Origin of the sequence: Buchnera aphidicola (Macrosiphum euphorbiae), from assembly GCF_005237295.1 — a bacterium.
GTDB classification, from domain to species: domain Bacteria; phylum Pseudomonadota; class Gammaproteobacteria; order Enterobacterales; family Enterobacteriaceae; genus Buchnera; species Buchnera aphidicola_AP.
In genome coordinates this window covers 427,847-448,094 of the sequence record NZ_CP033006.1, presented here as the reverse complement: position 1 = coordinate 448,094, position 20,248 = coordinate 427,847, and the positions used below count along the sequence as shown (strand labels likewise).

The window sequence follows — 20,248 nt, the reverse complement described above, 5'->3', positions numbered from 1 at the left end:
ATTATTGGGATTATCTTGTTATTTAAAGATAAAATATTTAAAAACATTTTTTTATAAAGTAGCAAAGTGCATTTTATATGAAAGAATATATTAATATTTTTATAAGTATCCCATGTTTACTAGCATGGGAGAATTATTTTATTTTTATATATTTCTCAAAAGATAATATATCTTGTTTTTCTATTTTTTCTTGTTTTTGAAGGGAATATATTGCTTCCTTTTCTAAAATATTTTGGTTTAAATTTAAGCGGTTTTCATTAATAAATTTTTTATGATATTTGTTGGCTAAAAATAAGCCCGTTTTTTTTATTCCTTTTTCAACTAAAAAATTTAGGCATTTAGCTGAATAAGTTAGATCTGGATTTTGAAAAAATGATTTAATTTCTTTACATGCTGTTTGATACAATACATCATTTGAGTTATGATCGAGTATTAATGCGATTTCATTTAAATCTTTAAATATAACATCACTCATTTCAATTAATGTTTTTGTTTCATTTTGATTATTGATATAAATTTTTTGATTAGGTTTTCTTCCTTCATAAATTATTCTCTCCCAATTTTTGGTAACTAATAGAAAATCTTTTTTATCAATTTTAGGTGAATCAATTAAAGCACACCAAATCAAGAACAAATCTAATAACAGTATCTGTTTTTTGTTTATACCTATAGGCGAAAATGGATTAATATCTAAAGAGCGTATTTCAACGTATTCAATTCCTTGATTTTTTAGAGCTTCTAAAAGTGATTCACCAATTTTTGTCTTTCTTTTTGGTCTTATTTGAGTATAAAGTTCGTTTTCTATTTGCAAAATATTAGTGTTTAATTGCTTAAAATTACCATCTATATCTTTTAATCCTATATTAATAAATTTTTTTGATGGTGTTTCCAAAGCTTTTTTAAATGATTCGATATATTCATGGATATCATTAAACATAATGTTTAAATCTAAAATATTTGTATTAGTATAACCAATATCGCTAAGTCTTAATGAAGTAGACCATGGTAAATAAAATATATTTTCTTTATTTTTCTTAAATTTATATTTTTTTTTTGTATTTTTTAAAAAATCTAATGGTATTGCAGGTGATGATCCAAATAGATAAGGAATAATCCAACCAAATCGATAATAATTTCTAATTAAATTTAAATATCCTGATGAAACGTAATCAGTATTATTGTTTTTGTTTTTTTTCCAGTTTTTCCAAAAAAATAAAGGTAATGAAAAATTATAATGTATTCCTGAAATAGTATTTATAACATCACCATATCGATTTTTTAAACCTTTTCTATAAATATTTTTCATTTTTCCAAGATTAGATGTTCCATATTGTGCTATTTGAATATTTGTTTTTTTATCATAAAAATAAGGTATACTAAAAGGCCACATACGTTCATTCTTTATTTTTGATGCTGTAAAACAATGTAGATCTGTTAAGAAAGATAATAAATAATCTATATTATCACTAGTAGGCGTAATGAATTCTAATAAATTTTCTGCAAAATCAGTAGTAATCCATTTATGAGTTAAAGAGGATCCGATTGAATATGGATGTGTTGTTTTAGAAAAATTTCCATTTCTTTCAATTCTTAAGGTTTCACGTTCAATGCCTCGAAAAATACCTTCTAGCATTTTTGGGTTAGTTTTTAACCAAGCAATTTTTTCCGAGATATCTTGTATCAATTTTATCTCCTAATCTAAAATATTGAAAGACTTCTGAAAATATTTTCAAATACAATATTTTACACATACTTTTTTTATTATTTTTTAATTGAGAGATTGTTTTTTGTTATTTATTTTTGCATCCGGAAGGATTCGAACCTCCGACCGCTCGGTTCGTAGCCGAGTACTCTATCCAACTGAGCTACGGATGCAATTTAAAAATTAATAAGTGGCGGTGAGAGAGGGATTCGAACCCTCGATGCAGATTTTTCTGCATACTCCCTTAGCAGGGGAGCGCCTTCATCCTCTCGGCCATCTCACCTGTTCATAAAATTTTTTAATTTTTATAGATATTATTTTACTTTTTTTTTTATATAAGTCAAACATATTTTTTTTATATAAAAAGTACAGCTTGTATTTGTTTTCTTATTAAGTGCAAAAACTACATCTTACTTAATATTAGTAAGATGCAGTATTGATTAATAATTTTTTTATTGTTTTTTCTCAGCTTGAATACGTTGATATATTTCTTCACGATGTACCGAAACTTTTTTAGGGGCATTTACACCAATACGAACTTGGTTACCTTTAACTCCTAGTACTGTTACAGTTATCTCATCGCCAATTATTAACGTTTCGCCGACTCGACGAGTTAAAATAAGCATTCTTTGTTCCTTGAAAGATTAAAAGAGTTCGGCCTCTTTAGCTCCTGGCGTTATGAATAATACAGGGTTAAACGTAGACCATTAGACATTTAGATAATATATTCTAATTACATATTTTCAATAAATTTTGAACTGATAATTTCTTCAGTATTTAATGCATTTAATGTTTAATATATAAAACCAAAATATTTCTTATTTTCATTTTTTATGTAACTTTTTATTAATCCATGATTTTATATTATTTAAAATAATAGGTAGTTTTTTTGTATAAACACCTCCTCCTTCAGCAATTTCATCTCTTCCTCCTCCTTTTCCCTTTGTTTCATTTGTAATCATATCTATAATTCTTATTGCTGTTATTTGATTAAGTAAATTTTTTGTAACTCCAACAATAACAGTAAAACGATTATCTTTAATATTTATTAAGATAATAATTACATTCTTTAATTCTTCTTTTAACTTATCAACTATGGTTCTTAATAATTTATGTTCATAGTTATAAAAGATATTTGCTAAAAATTTTGTCCCTTTTATATCTGTAATGTTTTTAAGTAGTTTTTTTATATTTTTTGTATTTTCTTTATTTTGTATTTGAATTATTTTTTCTTCTAAATTTTTTATTATGATAGTAAGTTTTTTTGTTTTTTCTTTAATATCGAAAATATTACAATTTAATATCAAAGATATGTCTTTTATGTAATTGTCTGTTTTGTGTAAATAATCTATAGCTTTTTGTCCTGTTACAGCTTCAATTCGTTTAGTTCCTGATGCTATGCTTGATTGAGAAATAATTTTAAATAATCCAATATCACCAGTTCTTTTAGCATGTGTTCCACCACAAAGTTCGATTGAAAAATTATTTATAAATACAACTCGAACAATAGAGCTGTATTGATTATCAAACAAAGCGATTGCATTTTTCTTTTTAGCTTCTTCTAAACTTAACTCCTGAGTTTCAATTTTAACATTATTACGAATATTCATATTAATTACATTTTCAATTTTTTGTATTTGAGATGTTTCTATTGTTCTAAAATAAGAGAAATCAAATCTTAAATATTTATTAGTTACTAAAGAACCTTTTTGACTAATATTTTTTCCTAAAATTTTTCGTAATGCAGCATGTAGTAAATGTGTTGCTGAATGATTTAATTGAATAGAATGTCTGTAATCTTCATTAATTTGACTGTAAATAGAATCATTAACTGTAATTTCTCCTGAAATTAATTTTCCGATATGTCCTATTGTTTTTCCATATTTTTTTGTATTTTCTACCATAAAGGATGATTTTTCAGAATATAAATAACCTATATCACCTATTTGTCCTCCTGATTCGCCATAAAATGCTGTTTTATCGAGAAAAATAATTCCATTCTCATTTTTTTTAATATTTTCAACAGATTTATTTTTTACAAAAATATATTTTACTAATGATTTTGTTATATTTTTTTTGTAACCTTCAAAAATACAGGTATTATTTATAATAATCTTATCGTTATAATTTTTATGAAATTTTTTATTGATATTTGATTGTTTTTTTTGTTTTTCTTTAGATAATTCATACTCAGTGTAATCTATTTTTATATTTTTTTCACGACAAACATCTGCTGTTAAATCAATTGGAAATCCAAAAGTATCATAAAGATAAAATGCAGTTTTACCGGAAAGTATATTATTATTTATTTTTTTTATTTCGTTATTTAATATTTTCAAACCTTTATCAAGTGTATAAGAAAATTGCATTTCTTCTATTTTTAAAATTTCTTCTATTTTTTCTTGTTTTTCTTTTAAAAAATCACTAGTTTTTCCCATGATTTGAATTACACTGGATACTAGTTTGTAAAAAAAATTTTTTTTAATTCCAATTTTATGTCCATGTCTTAATGCGCGTCTGATAATTCTTCTTAAAACATAACCTCTGTGTTCATTTGACGGAGTAATATTATCTGCAATAATATATACGCAAGATCTAATATGATCTGCTATAACTTGCAAAGAAACATTATTTAAATTATTTAGAGGGCTAAATTTAGATATATTTTGTATTAATTCTTGAAATATATCGATATTATAATTAGAATAAACATTTTGTAAAACAGCAGATATTCTTTCTAATCCCATACCTGTATCTATAGATTTATTTTTCAAAGAAATAATTTTTGTATTTGATATACGATTAAATTCTATAAAAACAATATTCCAAATTTCAACAAACCGACCGTTTTTATTTTCTAAAAAATCTAATGGATTATCTATAATTTTGTTTTCATAATCATAAAATATTTCAGTACAAGGACCACATGGCCCACTATCACCCATTTGCCAAAAATTTTCAGAATTGTATTGAATGTTATTTTTATCACCTATTCTTATAATACGTTCAGAAGGTATTTTTATGATATTATTCCAGATTTTATATGTTTCATGATCATCTTTATATACTGAAACCCATAATTTATTTTTCGGTATTTCAAACCATTTTTTTGATGTTAATAATTCCCAAGCATACTCAATTGCTTTTTGTTTAAAATAATCTCCAAAACTAAAATTTCCAAGCATTTCGAAAAATGTATGATGTTTTGAAGTGTATCCTACATTTTCTAAATCATTGTGTTTTCCTCCGGTTCTCAAACACCGTTGAACAGTAGCTACACGTGGGTGGTGGCTTTTTTTTTCGCCTAAAAAGATTTCTTTAAATTGATTCATACCTGCATTAGTAAATAATAATGTAGAGTCATTATGAGGAATCAAAGAACTACTTGGAATAATTACATGTCCTTTTTCTTTAAAAAATTTTAAAAAATCTTGACGTATTTTATTTGTTGTTTTATTCATTATTTGTCTTGTTAATATAAAAATAAATATGATATGAATAAGGTATTCTAAAAACAGAATCCATTACATCATTTTATTTTTAAAATAATTAAAAAAGAATATTAGTAGAAAATATTTTATAATATTTGTATAAAACAAATATTTTTTATATTAATTTTTAAGTTTCTTGAACTTTATTTAATAAAATTATTTTTGATATTTTTTTTGCTGTATCAAAAATTTTTAATGCGTTATAAGATTTTTCTATATATACAAGAGCTTTTCGTGCAGCTGGTGTTTCTGAATATTTTTGAATTATTTCGTCTCCTCTATTTATCACGGCTATATATTTTTTATGAAGAAAATAAAACTTTAAGATTTCAAGATCATATTCAGATAAACGATTTTTTAGATATATTAAATTTTTTTTAGCATTTACAAGATATCGACTTTTAGGATATTGATAAATAAAATATTTTAATTGAAAGAATGAATGTATTGCATGATTAAGATCATTTTTATGATAATCTATAGGTAAGATTTTAAAAAATATATTTTTATCTAGAGTCATGCTAATTAAGCATTGTATATATATCACGTAATCTAAATTTGGATGGTTTGGATAATAATATATAAATTCCTCTATATTTTTTTGAGCCATATTAAAATCTAAATTTTTATAGTAAGCATAAATTAAATGCATTAGAATTTTATCATTATTAAAATTTGTAATATTATTTTTTTTTATTTTTTCTAATATACATATAGTATTATCAAAATGTTCTTTTCTTAATTCTTTTTTAGATTTTTCATACAGAATATATGTTTCTATAAAATAATTATTTTTTAAAGATTTAGAATGAACTGTTAAGCTTAAAAATAAAATTATAAAAATAAATATAATACTGTTCTTTTTTTTCATTATTATGTATTTGATTTAATTTAATAAAATTTTTTATTAAAAATATTTATGTTTGTAATTATATAGAATATCATATTCTATAAATATTAAAAATTCACTTTTAAAGTTATAATAATATTCATTAAAATATAAGGATGATTGTATTGAAAAAAATAGAACTAAGTGCTGTTGTGTCATGTTTGTCATTATTAGGACAGAGATTAGATCTAGTTTTATCTAAATTATTTAAAGAATATTCTCGTTCTTATTTAAAAAATTTAATTATTATGAACCGAGTTTTAGTTAATAAAAATGTTCTCAATCAACCGGATAAAAAAATTTTAGGAGGAGAAATAATTACGATTTATCCTTTTCCTAAAGATGTATTATTTAATATTCCAGAAAATATTTTTTTAAATATTATTTATGAAGATAATGAAATATTAGTTATTAATAAACCTGCAGGTTTAGTTGTTCATCCAGGTTCTGGAAATGAAAAAGGAACAATTTTAAATGCTTTATTATATCATTATAAAAATATCAAAGATTTGCCTCGTGCTGGCATAGTTCATCGTTTAGATAAAGATACTAGCGGATTAATGGTAATTGCAAAAACTGTATTTTCTTATCATTATTTATTATCAGAATTAAAAAAAAGAAAAATTACTCGAGAATATGAAGCGATTGTTAAAGGGAAAATGATTTCAGGTGGAACTATCAATCAGCCTATCATGCGTCATCGTACTAAAAGAACGTGTATGATGGTACATCATTTAGGGAAAAAATCAGTTACGCATTATAAAATAATTAATCGTTTTAAATTTCATACACATATAGCGATAGGATTAGAAACTGGACGTACTCATCAAATACGTGTTCATATGTTATATATTAAACACCCATTAGTTGGAGATCCTTATTATGGTGGTTCCAAAATCCAACTTGATTATATAAAAGATAAAAAGCTTAATAAAATCTATCAATTTTCTCGTCAAGCATTGCATGCTAGCCATCTTTCTTTTCACCATCCTGCCAATAATAATTTAGTATCTTGGACAATACCTCTTCCTAACGATATGCAAGAACTTATTTTGCAAATATAAAATATTAAATAAAGTTTTTTATTTATTGTATTTATTCTTAATAAAACATATTATTTATTTCATCAATAATTTTAAGATATATTATTCCATATATGAAAAATTTATTTTTTAAGCGCAATTTTTTTGAAATAATATATACAATATAAAAAAATTAAGAGTTAATGGTATTATGCTAGAAAAAAAAATTAATACTGAATTTATGTTTTTATCTACTACAAATGCTCAAGATAAAAATATAAAAATACCTTTACGTGAATTAGTAAAAAAATCTTTAAAATATTACTTATTAAATTTAAATGGTAAAGATGTAGATAATTTATATGAATTAGTATTAGCTGAATTAGAACAGCCGCTTTTAGATATGATAATGCAGTATACTAGAGGAAATCAAACACGTGCTGCTTTGATGATGGGAATTAATCGTAGTACATTACGTAAAAAATTAAAAAAATACAATATGAATTAATTATTTTAAATATTTTTTATGTTCTTTTTTAATTGCACTTTCTATTTTAATAAAAATTTAAGAGAGTGCAAAAGTATATTTTTTATTGTTAAAAATTTTTTTTAATAATCTAAATTTAAATAACTTAATTTTATTTTTTATAAATAATTGACATTTATTAAATCTTTCTTTTTAGTATTCTGAATATTTTATTTATGAATCTTATTATCTTTTGAACTAATAAGTCTATTAGATATTGTCTCTAATGCCCAATAGTAACCATCTAGACCTAGTCCGCAAATTACACCTTTAGAAATATCAGATAACCACGAATGAGAACGAAAATTTTCTCTAGAATAAATGTTTGAAATATGAACTTCAATAAAGGGAATATTAACTGCAATTAACGCGTCTCGAATAGCTATACTAGTATGTGTAAATGCTGCTGGATTAATAATTATGTAATCAATATTTTTTCTTGAAGAATGAATTTTATCAATTAAAACATGTTCTGCATTAGATTGTATGTGTTTTAAAGATATATTAAGTTTTTTTGCTTTTATTTCTAAATTTTTTAATAAGTTAGATAAGGTAATATTACCATAAATTTCAGTTTCTCTTGTTCCTAAAAGATTTAAATTAGGTCCATTTATTAATAATATATTTATAATATTTTTCATATTAATCTCTTTAAAAAATTGTATAATATTTTTAGAAAAAATATTTTTTGTTTTGTTGTTTTATCTTTTATAATAGATATTTATAATATTATCATAAATTAAGTGAGTTTAAATGACATTTGAATTAGTTGCTGAAAATTTGTTATCTGCAAATAAAATAAATTCTCAAGATATTTTTGTTTCTTTAGAAGAACTTTGTACACGTAAGTTAGATTATGGAGATCTTTATTTTCAATCTCACATTAATGAATCTTGGTCATTAGAGAATGGTATTATAAAAGAAGGAAATTATCATTCCGACCAAGGTATTGGAGTTAGAGCCATCAAGGGAGAAAGTACAGGATTTGCCTATGCAGATCAAATATCAATAGATTCTTTAAGAACTAGTACTAATAAAGCACGTAGTATTATTTTTATACAAGGTTCAGGAAAAGCAAAAACTTTATCAAGAAAAAAAATACAACCTTTTTATAGTACTACAAATCCTTTACTAACATTCTCTTCTAGAGAAAAAATCGATCTTCTTTATAGAGTAAATGATATAGCACGCAGTCTTGATCCTCGTGTTATAGAAGTAAACGCAACTTTAACAGGATCGTATGAGCAAATTTTAATTGCTTCTACTGATGGGGATTTAGCAACAGATATAAGACCATCAGTACAATTTTCGATTAGCGTGTTAGTTGAAGATCATGGGAAAAGAGAGCGTGGTCGCAGTGGTGGAGGAAGTCGTACTGATTATAACTTTTTTTTAAATAAAGATGATTTTTCAAAAGAAATTAGAATTGATTATTGGTCTAAAGAAGCTGTTCGCATAGCTCTGTTAAATTTATCTTCAAAAGAAGCTCCTTCAGGAACATTTCCAGTAGTTTTAGGTTCTGGATGGCCAGGTGTTCTTTTGCATGAAGCAGTAGGTCATGGTTTAGAAGGTGATTTTAATAGAAGAGGTACTTCAATATTTACTAATATGATTGGTAAAAAAGTTGCATCAGAATTATGTACTATCATTGATGATGGAACAATTAAAGATCAACGCGGATCATTGAGTATTGATGATGAAGGTACTCCAGGTCAATATAATGTTTTAATTAAAAATGGAATACTGAAAAAGTATATGCAGGATAAAATGAATGCACGTTTAATGGGAACGAAATCTACTGGAAATGGACGTCGTGAATCTTATTCATATTTACCTATGCCCCGTATGACTAATACTTATATGTTATCTGGAACATCTAAAATAGATGATATAATTAAAAGTGTTGATTATGGAATATATGCTGTAAATTTTTCCGGAGGTCAAGTTGATATTACTTCTGGAAAATTTGTATTTTCTACTTCGGAAGCTTATTTAATTAAGAAAGGAAAAATTTTTACACCAATTAAAAACACGACTCTAATAGGATCAGGTTTAGAAGTAATGCAACAAATATCTATGGTTGGTGATGATTTAAAAATGGATCAGGGAATGGGTATATGTGGAAAGGATGGTCAAAATATTCCAGTTGGAATTGGTCAGCCATCTATGAAATTAGAAAAATTAACTATAGGTGGAACTTTATAATTTTTAGAAATAAAAATTTATTATAATTTACATGTTATAAAAAATAATGCAGTCAAGAATTCTATTATGACTGCATATTAAAATTAATTCAATCTTTCTTTAATACGTGCAGCTTTTCCAGTTCGAGTTCTTAAATAATATAATTTGGCTTTTCTAACTAAACCTTTTCTTTTTATAATGATTTCATCAATACTATGAGAATGTGTTTGAAAAACTCGTTCAATACCTTCTCCATTAGAAATTTTACGTACAGTAAAAGATGAATTTAAATAACGATTTTTTATTGCTATTACTATTCCTTCAAAAGATTGCAGACGTTTTTTAGAACCTTCAATAACCCATACTTTAACTTCTACAGTATCTCCAGGCCTAAAAATAGGTATATTTTTTTTTATTTGTTCTTTTTCAATTTCTTGAATTATACTGAGCATAATTTCCTCTTTAATTCAGAAAAATAAAGAAATTAATAGTTATTTTTTTCTCTAAATTTTTTTTTAAATTCATCTAACAGAATTATTTCTTCTGCTGTTAATTTTTTTTTTTTAAAAGATCAGGACGTTTAATCCATGTTTTTCCAAGTGACTGTTTTAAACGCCAAATGCGAATTTGATCATGATTGCCAGATAATAATATCTGAGGCACTGACATGTTTTTTATAATCTTAGGTCGAGTATAACTGGGATAATCAAGTAAATTATTAGAAAAAGAATCTTCTTCTATTGATTTTTTTTTAATAACACCTGGAATTAATCGAGAAATAGAGTCAATCATAACCATTGCAGCTAATTCTCCTCCGGTAAGTATATAACTTCCGATAGACCATTCTTCATCTACTTGATTATCAATAATCCTTTGGTCTATTCCTTCATATCGACCACATATAAAGATGATTTGTTTTTTCGCAATCAATTTTTCTATGTTATTTTGTTTCAATTCTTTGCCTTGAGGAGACAAATAAATAACCGTTGCATTTTTTAATCTAGATTTAGCTTCTTGAATAGCTAGATATAATGGTTCGACACTCATCAACATTCCAGGTCCTCCTCCATAAGGACGATCGTCTATAGATTTATGTTTATTTTTACTAAAGTTTCTTGGGTTAAGAAAATTAATATTAATAATTTTTTTTTTAATTGCTTGTCCTATGATGCCGTAATTAATAATTGCACTGAACATTTCTGGGAAAATAGTAATAACATTAAAACATATTATAGTATCATTATATTTTTTTTTCATTTAGAATACATAATTTAGTTCCATTGAACAAATATAAATTTATTTTTAGTATCTACATTTTTTATTATTTTGTTCTCAATAAACGGAATTAATATATTTTTTTTAAATACATCTGATTTATTTTTTACTACAAGAATATCGTTATTTTTTGTCCTTATCAAATTAATTACATTTCCTAAATAACGCTGATCTGTATTAAATACTTTATATTTGATAATATCATGCCAGTAATAATCATTTTTTTTTAATAAAGGTAATGCATTTTTACTAATGATTATATCTGAATTAGTAAATTTTTCAGTTATTGAGCGATCAGAAATGCCTTTTATATTAACAATGAAATGGTTTTTATATTTTTTCCAATTTTCAATTTGAACTCTTTTCCATTTTTTCTCTTTAAAAAAAAACCACGGAAGATAATTAAATATAGCGTCTTTTTTTTCTGTAAAAGAAAAAATATTTATCCAGCCTAATACGCCGTAAGATTTTCCAACTTTTCCTATTAATAATGGTTTTTCTGGTATATTAATACTGATATTTATAATCTTACCTCTTTTTGTTTAGTAATTTTATTAGTTTTTTAGTTCTTTCTGACATTTGAGCACCTTGATTAGTCCAGTATTTAATACGGTCTAGATCTAATTTTAGTTCTTCAGATTTTCCTCTAGCAATAGGATTAAAATATCCTAAACGTTCAATAAAACGACCGTTTCTAGAAAAACGACTATCTGCTACCACCATCTTATAAAAAGGACATTTTTTTGTCCCATATTTAGCTAAACGAATTTTTACCATATCTTTTTCTTCTTAAAAGTTGTTAAATTAAAAGGATTATTTAAAATCAATTAAAAAATAAATTTATATTTTTTGTATTAAAAAGTATAAAAAATTTACTAAATCTATATTTTTATAATATAATTTTTTAAAATTTTTTAGGTAGTATATTTTTTATTCCACGCATTACTTTTGTTATTCCATCAGTTTTAATTTTTTTCATAATTCTTCGTATGTCATCAAAATTTTTTAATAGTTTATTTACATCTTGTATTTTTGTTCCAGATCCTAAAGCTATTCTACGTTTTCTTGAACCTTTTATAATCATTGGTTTTTTTCTTTCTTTAGGCGTCATAGAACATATCATTGCTTCTGCTTTATTTAAAGTATTTTTATCTGTATTTAATAATGATATATTATTAGATAATTGATGATTTATAGAAAATTTGTCTATAAAATAACTTAAACCTCCTATTTTTTTCATTTGTTTAATTTGTTCTAAAAAATCATTTAGATTAAAATCATGACCTTTTTTTAATTTTTTTGTTAACTTTTGAAGTTGTGATTGATCTATTTTTTCTTCAATATCTTCAATAAGAGATATGATATCATTCATTCCTAGAATTCTATCAACTATTCTTTCAGGATAAAATGCTTCTAAAGATGTTATTTTTTCTCCTGTTCCTATAAATTTGATAGGTTTTCCAGTGATATATCTCATAGATAAAGCAATTCCGCTCCTGGAATCACCATCTGTTTTAGTTAATATAATACCAGATATTAATAAATGATCATTGAATATTTTTGCCATATTTATGGCATCTTGACCCATCATTGAATCTACTACCAATAGTGTCTCAATGGGTTGTGATAAATTTTGTATTTGATGGATTTCATTCATCATCTTTTTATCAATATGTAAACGCCCCGCTGTATCAATTAATAAAATGTCATATAATTTTAATTTTGCATATTTTATTGCTTTTTTAGTTATTTCTATTGGTTCTTGATTTTCACTAGGTACAAAAAAATCTACCTCAATTTGCTGAGATAATATTTGGAGTTGTGTAATAGCAGCTGAACGATAAATATCAGTAGATATAATTAATATTTTTTTTTTGTATTTATCTTTAATCCATTTTCCTAGTTTTGCTAAACTAGTAGTTTTGCCCGATCCCTGTAAACCAACTACTAATATAATTGCTGGTGGTTTAATAGATAAATTTAAAGAATTGTTTTTTTCACCCATTGCTAAGATTAATTCATGTTTAACTATTTTTATAAATTCTTGTCCAGGAGTTAAACTTTTATTTATTTGTTTACCAATTGATTTTTTTTTAACATTTTCTATAAATTTTTTGATGACTGATAATGTTACATCTGCTTCTAATAAAGCTTTTCGAACTTCTCTTATAGTATCTTTAATATTTTCTTCTGTAAGTCTTCCTTTATTTATAATTTTCTTTAAACTATTTGAAAGACGTTGAGTTAAATTTTCAAACATTATTTATTACTCACATTAAATTACTTAAAAACTTATTGAAGATAATAATTACGTTTAAAATATAATATTTATTAATTAAAAACTAATTATTTTTTACTTTTAAATATGAAACGTATAAGTTCTATCTTTAAAAATAATAAATTTTAAAAAATTTTTACTGTATTATTGGAGTGATATTTTCACTTGGATAACAGCCTAAAATTTTTATAAATTTAGTAATCTTTTTAATTTTCTTAATAACATCTTGCATCAATACTGATGATATATTGACTTGAATATCAATATAAAACATTTCTTCCCATGGGTTTTTATATAATGTTTGGGAAGTTAATTTTTTCATAATCAATTTTTTTTCTTTTAATATTAACAAAACTTTAGCAAGTGCTCCTGATTCTTGTCCTGTTCTAAATATTAATGTTGTTTTAGTTGGTATTTTTTCAGAAATTTTTATTGAATTTCGATTCAATATAACAAATCTTGTAATATTTTTTTCTTTATTTGCTAAATTTTTAGTTAAAATTTTTAACCCATAAATTTTACTCCCTATTTCACTTCCTAATGCTGCATTAGTTATCTCGTGATATTTAGTAATTTTTTTCATTGCGTCTGCAGTGCTTTTAGTATATTTAATTTTCCATTCTGGAAATTGTTTAATAAAATTACTACATTGTTGAAAGGGTTGAGGATGACTATATACTGTTTTAATCTTATTTAATTCAATTTTTTCAAGAGCAAGTAAACAATGATTGATAAAAATATTAATTTCTCCAATAATAAATAAATTAGTATTTTTTAAAAGATTAAAAACTTCGTGAATAGAGCCAGAACAAGTATTTTCAATGGGTAAAACAGCATAATCTGATTCATTGTTTTCAACTGATAGAATCACTTCCTCAAATGTTGAACATTCATTTGTAATACATTTTTGAAAATTTCGATCTGCGTATTCACAAGCAGCAATATGTGAGTAAGACCCCTTAGGTCCGAGAAATGAAAAATTAGCAGGAACTAATTTATGATTATCGCAAAATTTTTCTAATAACTTCTTTTGAGTTGAAACAGATTCTTCAATTATTAATTGGAATAATCTAGTTATATACTCAGATGTGAGATGATTTTTTTTGCCTAAAATTGTTAATTTTTGTAACATTTTTTTTTCACGTTCTAGATCTCGTATTGCTTGATTATTTTTTATTTTAGATTGAGCTATTTTTAAGACTAATTTTTTTCTTTCTGCTAATAATTTTACTATTTTTTTATCGATATTATTGATTTCGTTACGAAATATTAACAAAGAATTTTGAGTAGGCATAATTTATTACCTATAAAAGATATAATTTTTATGAATATAAAATAGAATTTTTTAAAAAATTTTATATAAAATAAATATAGCAAATTACATATAATTCTCAAAAAATATGATTGATGCAATCAAGTTAATTTTATAAAAAATGTAAAAAATACTTTAAAATATATTTTTAGCAAAATATGTTTACTATATCTTATTAATCCTAATCATAGTATTATTTTCTGTATAAAATAATTATTTTTAAATAGGTTTTATATGAAAACTTTTTCAGTTAAATCAGGTAGTATTAAAAGAAATTGGTATTATGTAGATGCAACTAATAAAATACTAGGCAGATTAGCAAGTGTATTATCATTTCGTCTTCGAGGAAAACATAAAGTTGAATATACACCGCATCTTGATACTGGTGATTATATTATTGTTATAAACGCTTCAAAAATATTAGTCACAGGAAATAAAAAAACTGATAAAATTTATTATCATCATACAGGTTACGTCGGTGGTATAAAACAATCTAGATTTGAGGAAATGATTTCTCGTCATCCAGAAAGAGTAATAGAAATTGCAGTAAAAGGTATGCTACCAAAAGGTCCTTTAGGACGTTCTATGTTTAAAAAATTAAAAGTTTTTTCTAATGAACATCATGAACATGTAGCACAATGTCCTCAATTTTTAAATATTTAATAAAAGGTATATAAAATAAATGATTCAGACTCAAAACTATGGTACTGGTCGTCGTAAAAGTTCTTCTGCTAGAGTATTTCTTAGATCTGGTAATGGAGAGATTATAGTAAATAAACGTTCTTTAAATGAGTATTTTGGTCGTGAAACTTCTTGTATGATTGTTCGTCAACCATTAGAATTAGTTGATATGGTAGATAAATTTAATATTTATATCACAGTAAAAGGCGGAGGTATTTCTGGTCAAGCAGGTGCAATTCGTCAAGGTATTACTCGTGCTTTGATTAAATATAATCAACTATTACGTTTTGAATTAAGAAAATCTGGATTTGTAACACGTGATTCGCGTCAAGTTGAACGTAAAAAAGTTGGTTTTCGAAAAGCTAGAAAACGTCCACAATTTTCTAAACGTTAAACCCAAACTAAGTATAATTAATTTTAATTTGAAAGAACTTGGTTTTTTAATGAACCGAGTTCTTTTTTATTTTACTAAATACTTGCTTATATCAAAACATAATTTTTTTATACCAGTTTTGTTTATTGAAGAAATAAAGTAGCATTTTTCATCTATTTTGAATTGGTGTTTGAGCTCACTAATGATTTGATTTAATCTTTTTGGACTTAATAAGTCTATTTTATTAAAGACTAACCATCTTGGTTTTTGGTATAATTTTAGACTATATTTTTTTAATTCATTTAACACAATATCTATATTATTTGCTGGGTGGAAATTGTTTTGAGGAACTAAATCAACAATATGTAGTAATAATTTGCATCTTTCTAAATGTTTTAAAAAATGGATTCCTAATCCAGAACCATTAGATGCACCTTTAATTATACCTGGAATATCTGCTATAATAAATTTTTTGTTGTTTTGAATAGTCACACTTCCTAAAATTGGGTTTAATGTTGTAAATGGATAATTTGCAATTTTTGTTTTAGCTCCGGATATTTTTGTAACTAAAGTAGACTTTCCAACGTTAGGCATTCCTAATGTTCCAACATCAGCAATTAAAATCAGTTCTAATTGTATATCTCTTTTTTCTCCTATTGTACCTAATGTGCTTTTTCTAGGACTTCTATTTGTTGAAGATTTAAATCTAGTGTTACCTAATCCATGCCAACCTCCCTTAGCAATTAATATTTTTTGTTTATCTCGAATTAGATCACCTATTATTTCTCTCGTTTGATAGTTTATTACTCTTGTTCCTATAGGCACGTCTATTTTTATATCATTCCCTTTTTTTCCAGAACATTTTCTACTTGATCCATTTTGTCCATTTTGTGCTTGAAATTTTTTTTTGAATCTAAGATCTATAAGAGTATTTAGATTATTATTAGCTTCTAACCAAACGTTCCCACCGTCTCCACCATCTCCGCCATCTGGACCTCCTTTAGGAACGTATTTTTCTCTTCTAAAATTTACACAACCATTTCCACCATTACCAGCAATAACTTGTATTATAGTTTCATCGATAAATTTCATTTTTTAATCCATGTATAATATTTTTTTATTATTAGCAAGTATTTTAATATTTTACAGTTTTTTTGATAAGATTAATTAATTTGTTAAATATATTATGTATTTTTTAATAAAAGGTAGAACCCCTGGAAAAGGGGTTTTTCATATATAAATGATTTATTATTTAATTAATAATATTTATGTATGTTCTTTTTTTTAATCCTCTTTTTTTGAATTCCACCTTTCCTTTTACAATAGCAAAAATTGTATGATCTTTTCCACAACCCACATTTTTACCTGGATGAAATTTTGTTCCACGTTGTTTAACAATTATACTTCCTGCTGAAATTAATTGACCGCCAAAACATTTAACTCCCAGTCTTTGAGCGTTAGAATCGCGTCCATTTCTAGTAGAACCACCAGCTTTTTTATGTGCCATTTGTTTAAATTTCTCCTGTGATATTAGTAATATCTATAATTTTTACATCAGTAAAATATTGACGATGACCTTGCTGTTTTTTATAATGTTTACGACGATTAAATTTAATAATTTTGATCTTTTTAAGACGACCATGATTTTGAATGTGAGCTTTTATTACCCCACCTGTGATAAAAGGAGTTCCAATTTTTATCGAATCTTTATCAGAAACCATTAGAATTTTATCAAATTCTACAGTTTCCCCAAGTGAATTATTTAATTTCTCTAATCTGATCACTTGATTTTTAATTGCTCGATATTGTTTTCCACCGCTTACAAAAACTGCATACATAAAACACTCCAGTTGTTTAAAATTTACTATTTTTATGATTTTTTATAAAAAAGAATTGAATTTTATAAAATTTTCTTTTAATAAGAATTAATTCTATATTACAGAAAAAATTAATTAAAATTATATAATTTTAATATTAGCTCCTAATTTATTTAATTTAGTAGGAAATGATTCGTATCCTCTAATAAGATGATAAGTATGATTTACTGTTGTTAAACCTGCAGCAATACATCCTGCTAATATTAATGTTGCTGATGCTCTTAAATCACTACAAAAAACATGAGAAGATATTAATTTAGGTATTCCATAACATATAATAGTATTATTTTTAATTTTTATTTTAGCACCCATATTAATTAATTCAGATATGTAAATAAAACGATTTTCAAATATAGTTTCAGTTATAGTGCCTATTCCATCAGAAATCGTATTCAATAAAGCAAATTGAGCCTGCATGTCTGTTGGAAATCCTGGATAAGGAGAAGTACAAATATTCAAAGATTTAGGTCTTTTTCCTCTCATATCTAATTTAATCCAGTCGTTTCCTGTGTTAATTTTTGCTCCAGCTTCAGTTAATTTTATCAGTACATTTTCTAAGTGTTTAGGTTCAGTTTTATGACAAATGATATGGCCTTGAGAAGCTGCTGCACCGACTAAAAAAGTTCCTGTTTCAATTCTATCTGGAATTACTCGATGTGCACCACCAGTTAATTTTAAAACCCCTTTAATATATATTTTGTTGCTACCTGCACCAATAATATTGGCTCCTATAGTATTCAAAAACTTTGCAATATCAACGATTTCTGGTTCACAAGCGGCGTTATCAATTACTGTAGAACCCTGAGCTAAAGTAGCAGCACTCATAATTGTAATAGTAGCACCGACACTAATTTTTTCCATTAAAATATATTTTCCCTGTAAACGACCTTTAACAGAAGCATTAATACAATCATCTTTTAAATTAATTTTTGCACCTAACTTTATTAAACCATTTAAATGCAAATCTATAGGTCTGCTTCCAATTTTACATCCTCCTGGTAAAAATATTTTAGCTTTTCCAAAACGTGCTAAAAGAGGACCCAATATCCAGATAGATGCTCTAATTTTTTTAATTAAATGATATGGAGCATAAAAAATATTTATTGAGCTTGCATCAATACATAATATTTTTTTATATTTTATTTTTACGCCTAAATATACGAGTAATTTGAGTGCTATATTAATATCGGTTAAATTTGGAACATTACTAATTTTAACTTTTTCTTCTGTCAATATAGTCATAAATAAAATAGGTAACGCTGCATTTTTGGAACCTGAGATAATAACATTGCCATTTAAAATTTTATTTCCTTCTACGTATAGTGTTCCCATAAATTAATCAATCTCTATTGTATTAATATAATTTTTTATTTTAATTGATAATCAGAATTACTTTTCTTATTATTATTTTCCCATTCTTCAGGTGTATAAGCCATGATAGATACGGCATGAATATGTTTTTCTTTGATCATGCTTATTAAAGGTGTGTAAACTATTTGTTGTCGTTTTACTTGAGTCGCGCCTTTAAAAATATTTCCTATAGCAATTATCTTAATAAAATTGCTATCTCCTGTAATATAAGTTTCTTTTAGATTTAATGTTGTAGAAAGTAATAATTTTATATCTTGATTATCCATTTTTTAATTTACTTTTAATTGAATAGGTAATGTTGTATTAAAATTTTAAATAAGAATTAATATTTTCTATTAATTGAAAATCTTAGTAATTAAGTTAATTAAGAATATACAAATATATACAACTAAATCTTTAAAATTTTGATAAATTTTATTTTTTACTTTAAAATAGATGAATATATTTTAATATAAAAATATATATTTTAAAAAAACATCAGATTGAATAAAAAAAATTTTTTTAAACAATTAGCTAAATAAATTTAATATTTTTATTTTTTATATATTTTTATTATCTATAAAATTCAATTAAATTTTATTAAGAAAAGCTTCTTTTTTGGAATCTTTAATTTAAAATTTTTAGCAAGAGATATAATATGAAAATATTGATAGTTAAGAAATTTCATAAAAATATAATTTAACATTTTTTTTAATTTTAAAAAATATTTTTTATTTTTTTAAGAGTTATTTTTAAAAATTATACAATAAAATAGTGGAGTATTTATATGATTAATTTAATTCCAATGACTGTAAGAGGGGCAGAAAAACTTCGTAAAGAACTTAAGAAATTAAAAAGCATAAAACGTCCTCGTATTATTACAGCAATAGCAGAAGCTAGAGAACATGGTGATTTAAAAGAAAATGCTGAATATCATTCTGCTCGTGAAGAACAAAGTTTTTGTGAAGGACGTATTAAAGAAATTGAGTCCAAGTTATCTAATTCTCAAATTATAGACATAACAAAAATATCTAATGATGGTCGAGTAATTTTTGGTTCTACTGTTGAAATTTTAAATATAAAAAATAATGAAAAATTTATTTATCAAATTGTAGGTGATGATGAATCTGATTTTAAAAAAAGTTTAATTTCTATTAATTCTCCAATAGCAAGAGGTCTCATTGGAAAAAAAAATAATGACATTGTAATTATACATACACCGGGCGGTGATGTTAAATATAAGATTTTAAAGATAGATTATATATAATTTTAAAAATTTAAGATAATT

General features: G+C 24.5%; 22 protein-coding genes and 2 tRNA genes. 6 read left to right on the top strand and 18 right to left on the bottom strand.

The window, feature by feature from the left end:
- Positions 1–133: 133 nt before the first annotated feature.
- The 6 genes from gshA to D9V71_RS02045 all read right to left on the bottom strand — a co-directional run bounded on the left by gshA (position 134) and on the right by D9V71_RS02045 (position 6,064).
- Complete coding sequence (gshA, locus tag D9V71_RS02070; RefSeq protein ID WP_158340724.1) at positions 134–1,684, bottom strand: glutamate--cysteine ligase; 1,551 nt, start codon at positions 1,682–1,684, stop codon at positions 134–136.
- Positions 1,685–1,801: 117 nt separating this feature from the next.
- A tRNA-Arg gene (locus D9V71_RS02065) sits at positions 1,802–1,875 on the bottom strand.
- An 18-nt stretch (positions 1,876–1,893) separates the two neighbouring features.
- Positions 1,894–1,985 (bottom strand) — tRNA-Ser (locus D9V71_RS02060).
- Positions 1,986–2,154: 169 nt separating this feature from the next.
- Complete coding sequence (gene csrA, locus D9V71_RS02055; RefSeq protein ID WP_158340723.1) at positions 2,155–2,328, bottom strand: carbon storage regulator CsrA; 174 nt, start codon at positions 2,326–2,328, stop codon at positions 2,155–2,157.
- 198 nt (positions 2,329–2,526) lie between these two features.
- On the bottom strand, positions 2,527–5,163 hold the full coding sequence (alaS, locus tag D9V71_RS02050; protein ID WP_158340722.1) for an alanine--tRNA ligase: 2,637 nt from the start codon (positions 5,161–5,163) through the stop codon (positions 2,527–2,529).
- A 157-nt stretch (positions 5,164–5,320) separates the two neighbouring features.
- Positions 5,321–6,064 (bottom strand): outer membrane protein assembly factor BamD, encoded by a 744-nt coding sequence (locus D9V71_RS02045; protein ID WP_158340721.1) that lies wholly within the window; start codon positions 6,062–6,064, stop codon positions 5,321–5,323.
- Between the two features lie 134 nt (positions 6,065–6,198).
- On the opposite strand from D9V71_RS02045, the gene rluD reads away from it, so the two are divergent.
- Both rluD and fis read left to right on the top strand, forming a co-directional pair.
- A complete protein-coding gene (gene rluD / locus D9V71_RS02040) occupies positions 6,199–7,146 on the top strand; it encodes a 23S rRNA pseudouridine(1911/1915/1917) synthase RluD (RefSeq protein ID WP_167553836.1) in 948 nt (315 codons plus the stop codon).
- A 169-nt stretch (positions 7,147–7,315) separates the two neighbouring features.
- Positions 7,316–7,612, top strand: coding sequence for a DNA-binding transcriptional regulator Fis (gene fis / locus D9V71_RS02035; RefSeq protein ID WP_158340719.1), 297 nt, complete (start codon positions 7,316–7,318; stop codon positions 7,610–7,612).
- A 188-nt stretch (positions 7,613–7,800) separates the two neighbouring features.
- Here fis and aroQ read toward each other — a convergent pair whose 3' ends face one another.
- Positions 7,801–8,271 carry a type II 3-dehydroquinate dehydratase gene (gene aroQ / locus D9V71_RS02030; protein ID WP_158340718.1) on the bottom strand — a complete coding sequence of 157 codons (471 nt, stop codon included), beginning with the start codon at positions 8,269–8,271 and terminating at the stop codon, positions 7,801–7,803.
- Between the two features lie 112 nt (positions 8,272–8,383).
- Between aroQ and tldD the strand changes: the two genes are divergently transcribed.
- A complete protein-coding gene (gene tldD / locus D9V71_RS02025) occupies positions 8,384–9,835 on the top strand; it encodes a metalloprotease TldD (RefSeq protein WP_158340717.1) in 1,452 nt (483 codons plus the stop codon).
- Between the two features lie 83 nt (positions 9,836–9,918).
- Here tldD and rplS read toward each other — a convergent pair whose 3' ends face one another.
- From rplS to D9V71_RS01995, 6 genes are all read right to left on the bottom strand, one after another.
- Positions 9,919–10,266, bottom strand: a complete 348-nt coding sequence (gene rplS, locus D9V71_RS02020; RefSeq protein WP_158340716.1) for a 50S ribosomal protein L19 — start codon at positions 10,264–10,266, stop codon at positions 9,919–9,921.
- A 97-nt stretch (positions 10,267–10,363) separates the two neighbouring features.
- Positions 10,364–11,071 (bottom strand): tRNA (guanosine(37)-N1)-methyltransferase TrmD, encoded by a 708-nt coding sequence (gene trmD / locus D9V71_RS02015; RefSeq protein ID WP_158340715.1) that lies wholly within the window; start codon positions 11,069–11,071, stop codon positions 10,364–10,366.
- Between the two features lie 14 nt (positions 11,072–11,085).
- Positions 11,086–11,616, bottom strand: a complete 531-nt coding sequence (rimM, locus tag D9V71_RS02010) for a ribosome maturation factor RimM (RefSeq protein ID WP_158340930.1) — start codon at positions 11,614–11,616, stop codon at positions 11,086–11,088.
- 1 nt (position 11,617) lies between these two features.
- Positions 11,618–11,866, bottom strand: coding sequence for a 30S ribosomal protein S16 (gene rpsP / locus D9V71_RS02005; RefSeq protein ID WP_158340714.1), 249 nt, complete (start codon positions 11,864–11,866; stop codon positions 11,618–11,620).
- Between the two features lie 127 nt (positions 11,867–11,993).
- Positions 11,994–13,349 carry a signal recognition particle protein gene (gene ffh, locus D9V71_RS02000; RefSeq protein ID WP_158340713.1) on the bottom strand — a complete coding sequence of 452 codons (1,356 nt, stop codon included), beginning with the start codon at positions 13,347–13,349 and terminating at the stop codon, positions 11,994–11,996.
- Positions 13,350–13,503: 154 nt separating this feature from the next.
- The gene (locus D9V71_RS01995; protein ID WP_158340712.1) at positions 13,504–14,661 is read right to left on the bottom strand and encodes a chorismate mutase; all 1,158 of its coding nucleotides are present in this window, start codon (positions 14,659–14,661) and stop codon (positions 13,504–13,506) included.
- Between the two features lie 252 nt (positions 14,662–14,913).
- On the opposite strand from D9V71_RS01995, the gene rplM reads away from it, so the two are divergent.
- Both rplM and rpsI read left to right on the top strand, forming a co-directional pair.
- Positions 14,914–15,342 (top strand): 50S ribosomal protein L13, encoded by a 429-nt coding sequence (gene rplM / locus D9V71_RS01990; protein WP_158340711.1) that lies wholly within the window; start codon positions 14,914–14,916, stop codon positions 15,340–15,342.
- 19 nt (positions 15,343–15,361) lie between these two features.
- Positions 15,362–15,754, top strand: coding sequence for a 30S ribosomal protein S9 (gene rpsI / locus D9V71_RS01985; RefSeq protein ID WP_158340710.1), 393 nt, complete (start codon positions 15,362–15,364; stop codon positions 15,752–15,754).
- 66 nt (positions 15,755–15,820) lie between these two features.
- Here the strand turns inward: rpsI and cgtA are convergent, their stop codons facing one another.
- The 5 genes from cgtA to D9V71_RS01960 all read right to left on the bottom strand — a co-directional run bounded on the left by cgtA (position 15,821) and on the right by D9V71_RS01960 (position 19,247).
- Positions 15,821–16,825, bottom strand: a complete 1,005-nt coding sequence (cgtA, locus tag D9V71_RS01980) for an Obg family GTPase CgtA (RefSeq protein ID WP_158340709.1) — start codon at positions 16,823–16,825, stop codon at positions 15,821–15,823.
- Between the two features lie 160 nt (positions 16,826–16,985).
- The gene (gene rpmA, locus D9V71_RS01975) at positions 16,986–17,240 is read right to left on the bottom strand and encodes a 50S ribosomal protein L27 (RefSeq protein WP_158340708.1); all 255 of its coding nucleotides are present in this window, start codon (positions 17,238–17,240) and stop codon (positions 16,986–16,988) included.
- A gap of 4 nt (positions 17,241–17,244) precedes the next feature.
- Complete coding sequence (rplU, locus tag D9V71_RS01970) at positions 17,245–17,571, bottom strand: 50S ribosomal protein L21 (RefSeq protein WP_158340707.1); 327 nt, start codon at positions 17,569–17,571, stop codon at positions 17,245–17,247.
- A gap of 120 nt (positions 17,572–17,691) precedes the next feature.
- Positions 17,692–18,942, bottom strand: coding sequence for a UDP-N-acetylglucosamine 1-carboxyvinyltransferase (murA, locus tag D9V71_RS01965; RefSeq protein ID WP_158340706.1), 1,251 nt, complete (start codon positions 18,940–18,942; stop codon positions 17,692–17,694).
- A gap of 35 nt (positions 18,943–18,977) precedes the next feature.
- On the bottom strand, positions 18,978–19,247 hold the full coding sequence (locus D9V71_RS01960; protein ID WP_158340705.1) for a BolA family protein: 270 nt from the start codon (positions 19,245–19,247) through the stop codon (positions 18,978–18,980).
- Between the two features lie 503 nt (positions 19,248–19,750).
- Between D9V71_RS01960 and greA the strand changes: the two genes are divergently transcribed.
- Positions 19,751–20,227, top strand: coding sequence for a transcription elongation factor GreA (gene greA / locus D9V71_RS01955; RefSeq protein WP_244278924.1), 477 nt, complete (start codon positions 19,751–19,753; stop codon positions 20,225–20,227).
- Positions 20,228–20,248 lie beyond the last annotated feature (21 nt).

Coding starts and splice junctions, on each gene's coding strand:
- alaS (WP_158340722.1), bottom strand. CDS start 5,163: ATGAATAAAACAACAAATAAAATACGTCAAGATTTTTTAAAATTTTTT.
- murA (WP_158340706.1), bottom strand. CDS start 18,942: ATGGGAACACTATACGTAGAAGGAAATAAAATTTTAAATGGCAATGTT.
- D9V71_RS01960 (WP_158340705.1), bottom strand. CDS start 19,247: ATGGATAATCAAGATATAAAATTATTACTTTCTACAACATTAAATCTA.
- trmD (WP_158340715.1), bottom strand. CDS start 11,071: ATGAAAAAAAAATATAATGATACTATAATATGTTTTAATGTTATTACT.
- fis (WP_158340719.1), top strand. CDS start 7,316: ATGCTAGAAAAAAAAATTAATACTGAATTTATGTTTTTATCTACTACA.
- rplU (WP_158340707.1), bottom strand. CDS start 17,571: ATGTATGCAGTTTTTGTAAGCGGTGGAAAACAATATCGAGCAATTAAA.
- D9V71_RS01995 (WP_158340712.1), bottom strand. CDS start 14,661: ATGCCTACTCAAAATTCTTTGTTAATATTTCGTAACGAAATCAATAAT.
- csrA (WP_158340723.1), bottom strand. CDS start 2,328: ATGCTTATTTTAACTCGTCGAGTCGGCGAAACGTTAATAATTGGCGAT.
- ffh (WP_158340713.1), bottom strand. CDS start 13,349: ATGTTTGAAAATTTAACTCAACGTCTTTCAAATAGTTTAAAGAAAATT.
- aroQ (WP_158340718.1), bottom strand. CDS start 8,271: ATGAAAAATATTATAAATATATTATTAATAAATGGACCTAATTTAAAT.
- D9V71_RS02045 (WP_158340721.1), bottom strand. CDS start 6,064: ATGAAAAAAAAGAACAGTATTATATTTATTTTTATAATTTTATTTTTA.
- rpmA (WP_158340708.1), bottom strand. CDS start 17,240: ATGGCACATAAAAAAGCTGGTGGTTCTACTAGAAATGGACGCGATTCT.
- cgtA (WP_158340709.1), bottom strand. CDS start 16,825: ATGAAATTTATCGATGAAACTATAATACAAGTTATTGCTGGTAATGGT.
- rluD (WP_167553836.1), top strand. CDS start 6,199: ATGATTGTATTGAAAAAAATAGAACTAAGTGCTGTTGTGTCATGTTTG.
- tldD (WP_158340717.1), top strand. CDS start 8,384: ATGACATTTGAATTAGTTGCTGAAAATTTGTTATCTGCAAATAAAATA.
- rpsI (WP_158340710.1), top strand. CDS start 15,362: ATGATTCAGACTCAAAACTATGGTACTGGTCGTCGTAAAAGTTCTTCT.
- rplM (WP_158340711.1), top strand. CDS start 14,914: ATGAAAACTTTTTCAGTTAAATCAGGTAGTATTAAAAGAAATTGGTAT.
- rplS (WP_158340716.1), bottom strand. CDS start 10,266: ATGCTCAGTATAATTCAAGAAATTGAAAAAGAACAAATAAAAAAAAAT.
- rpsP (WP_158340714.1), bottom strand. CDS start 11,866: ATGGTAAAAATTCGTTTAGCTAAATATGGGACAAAAAAATGTCCTTTT.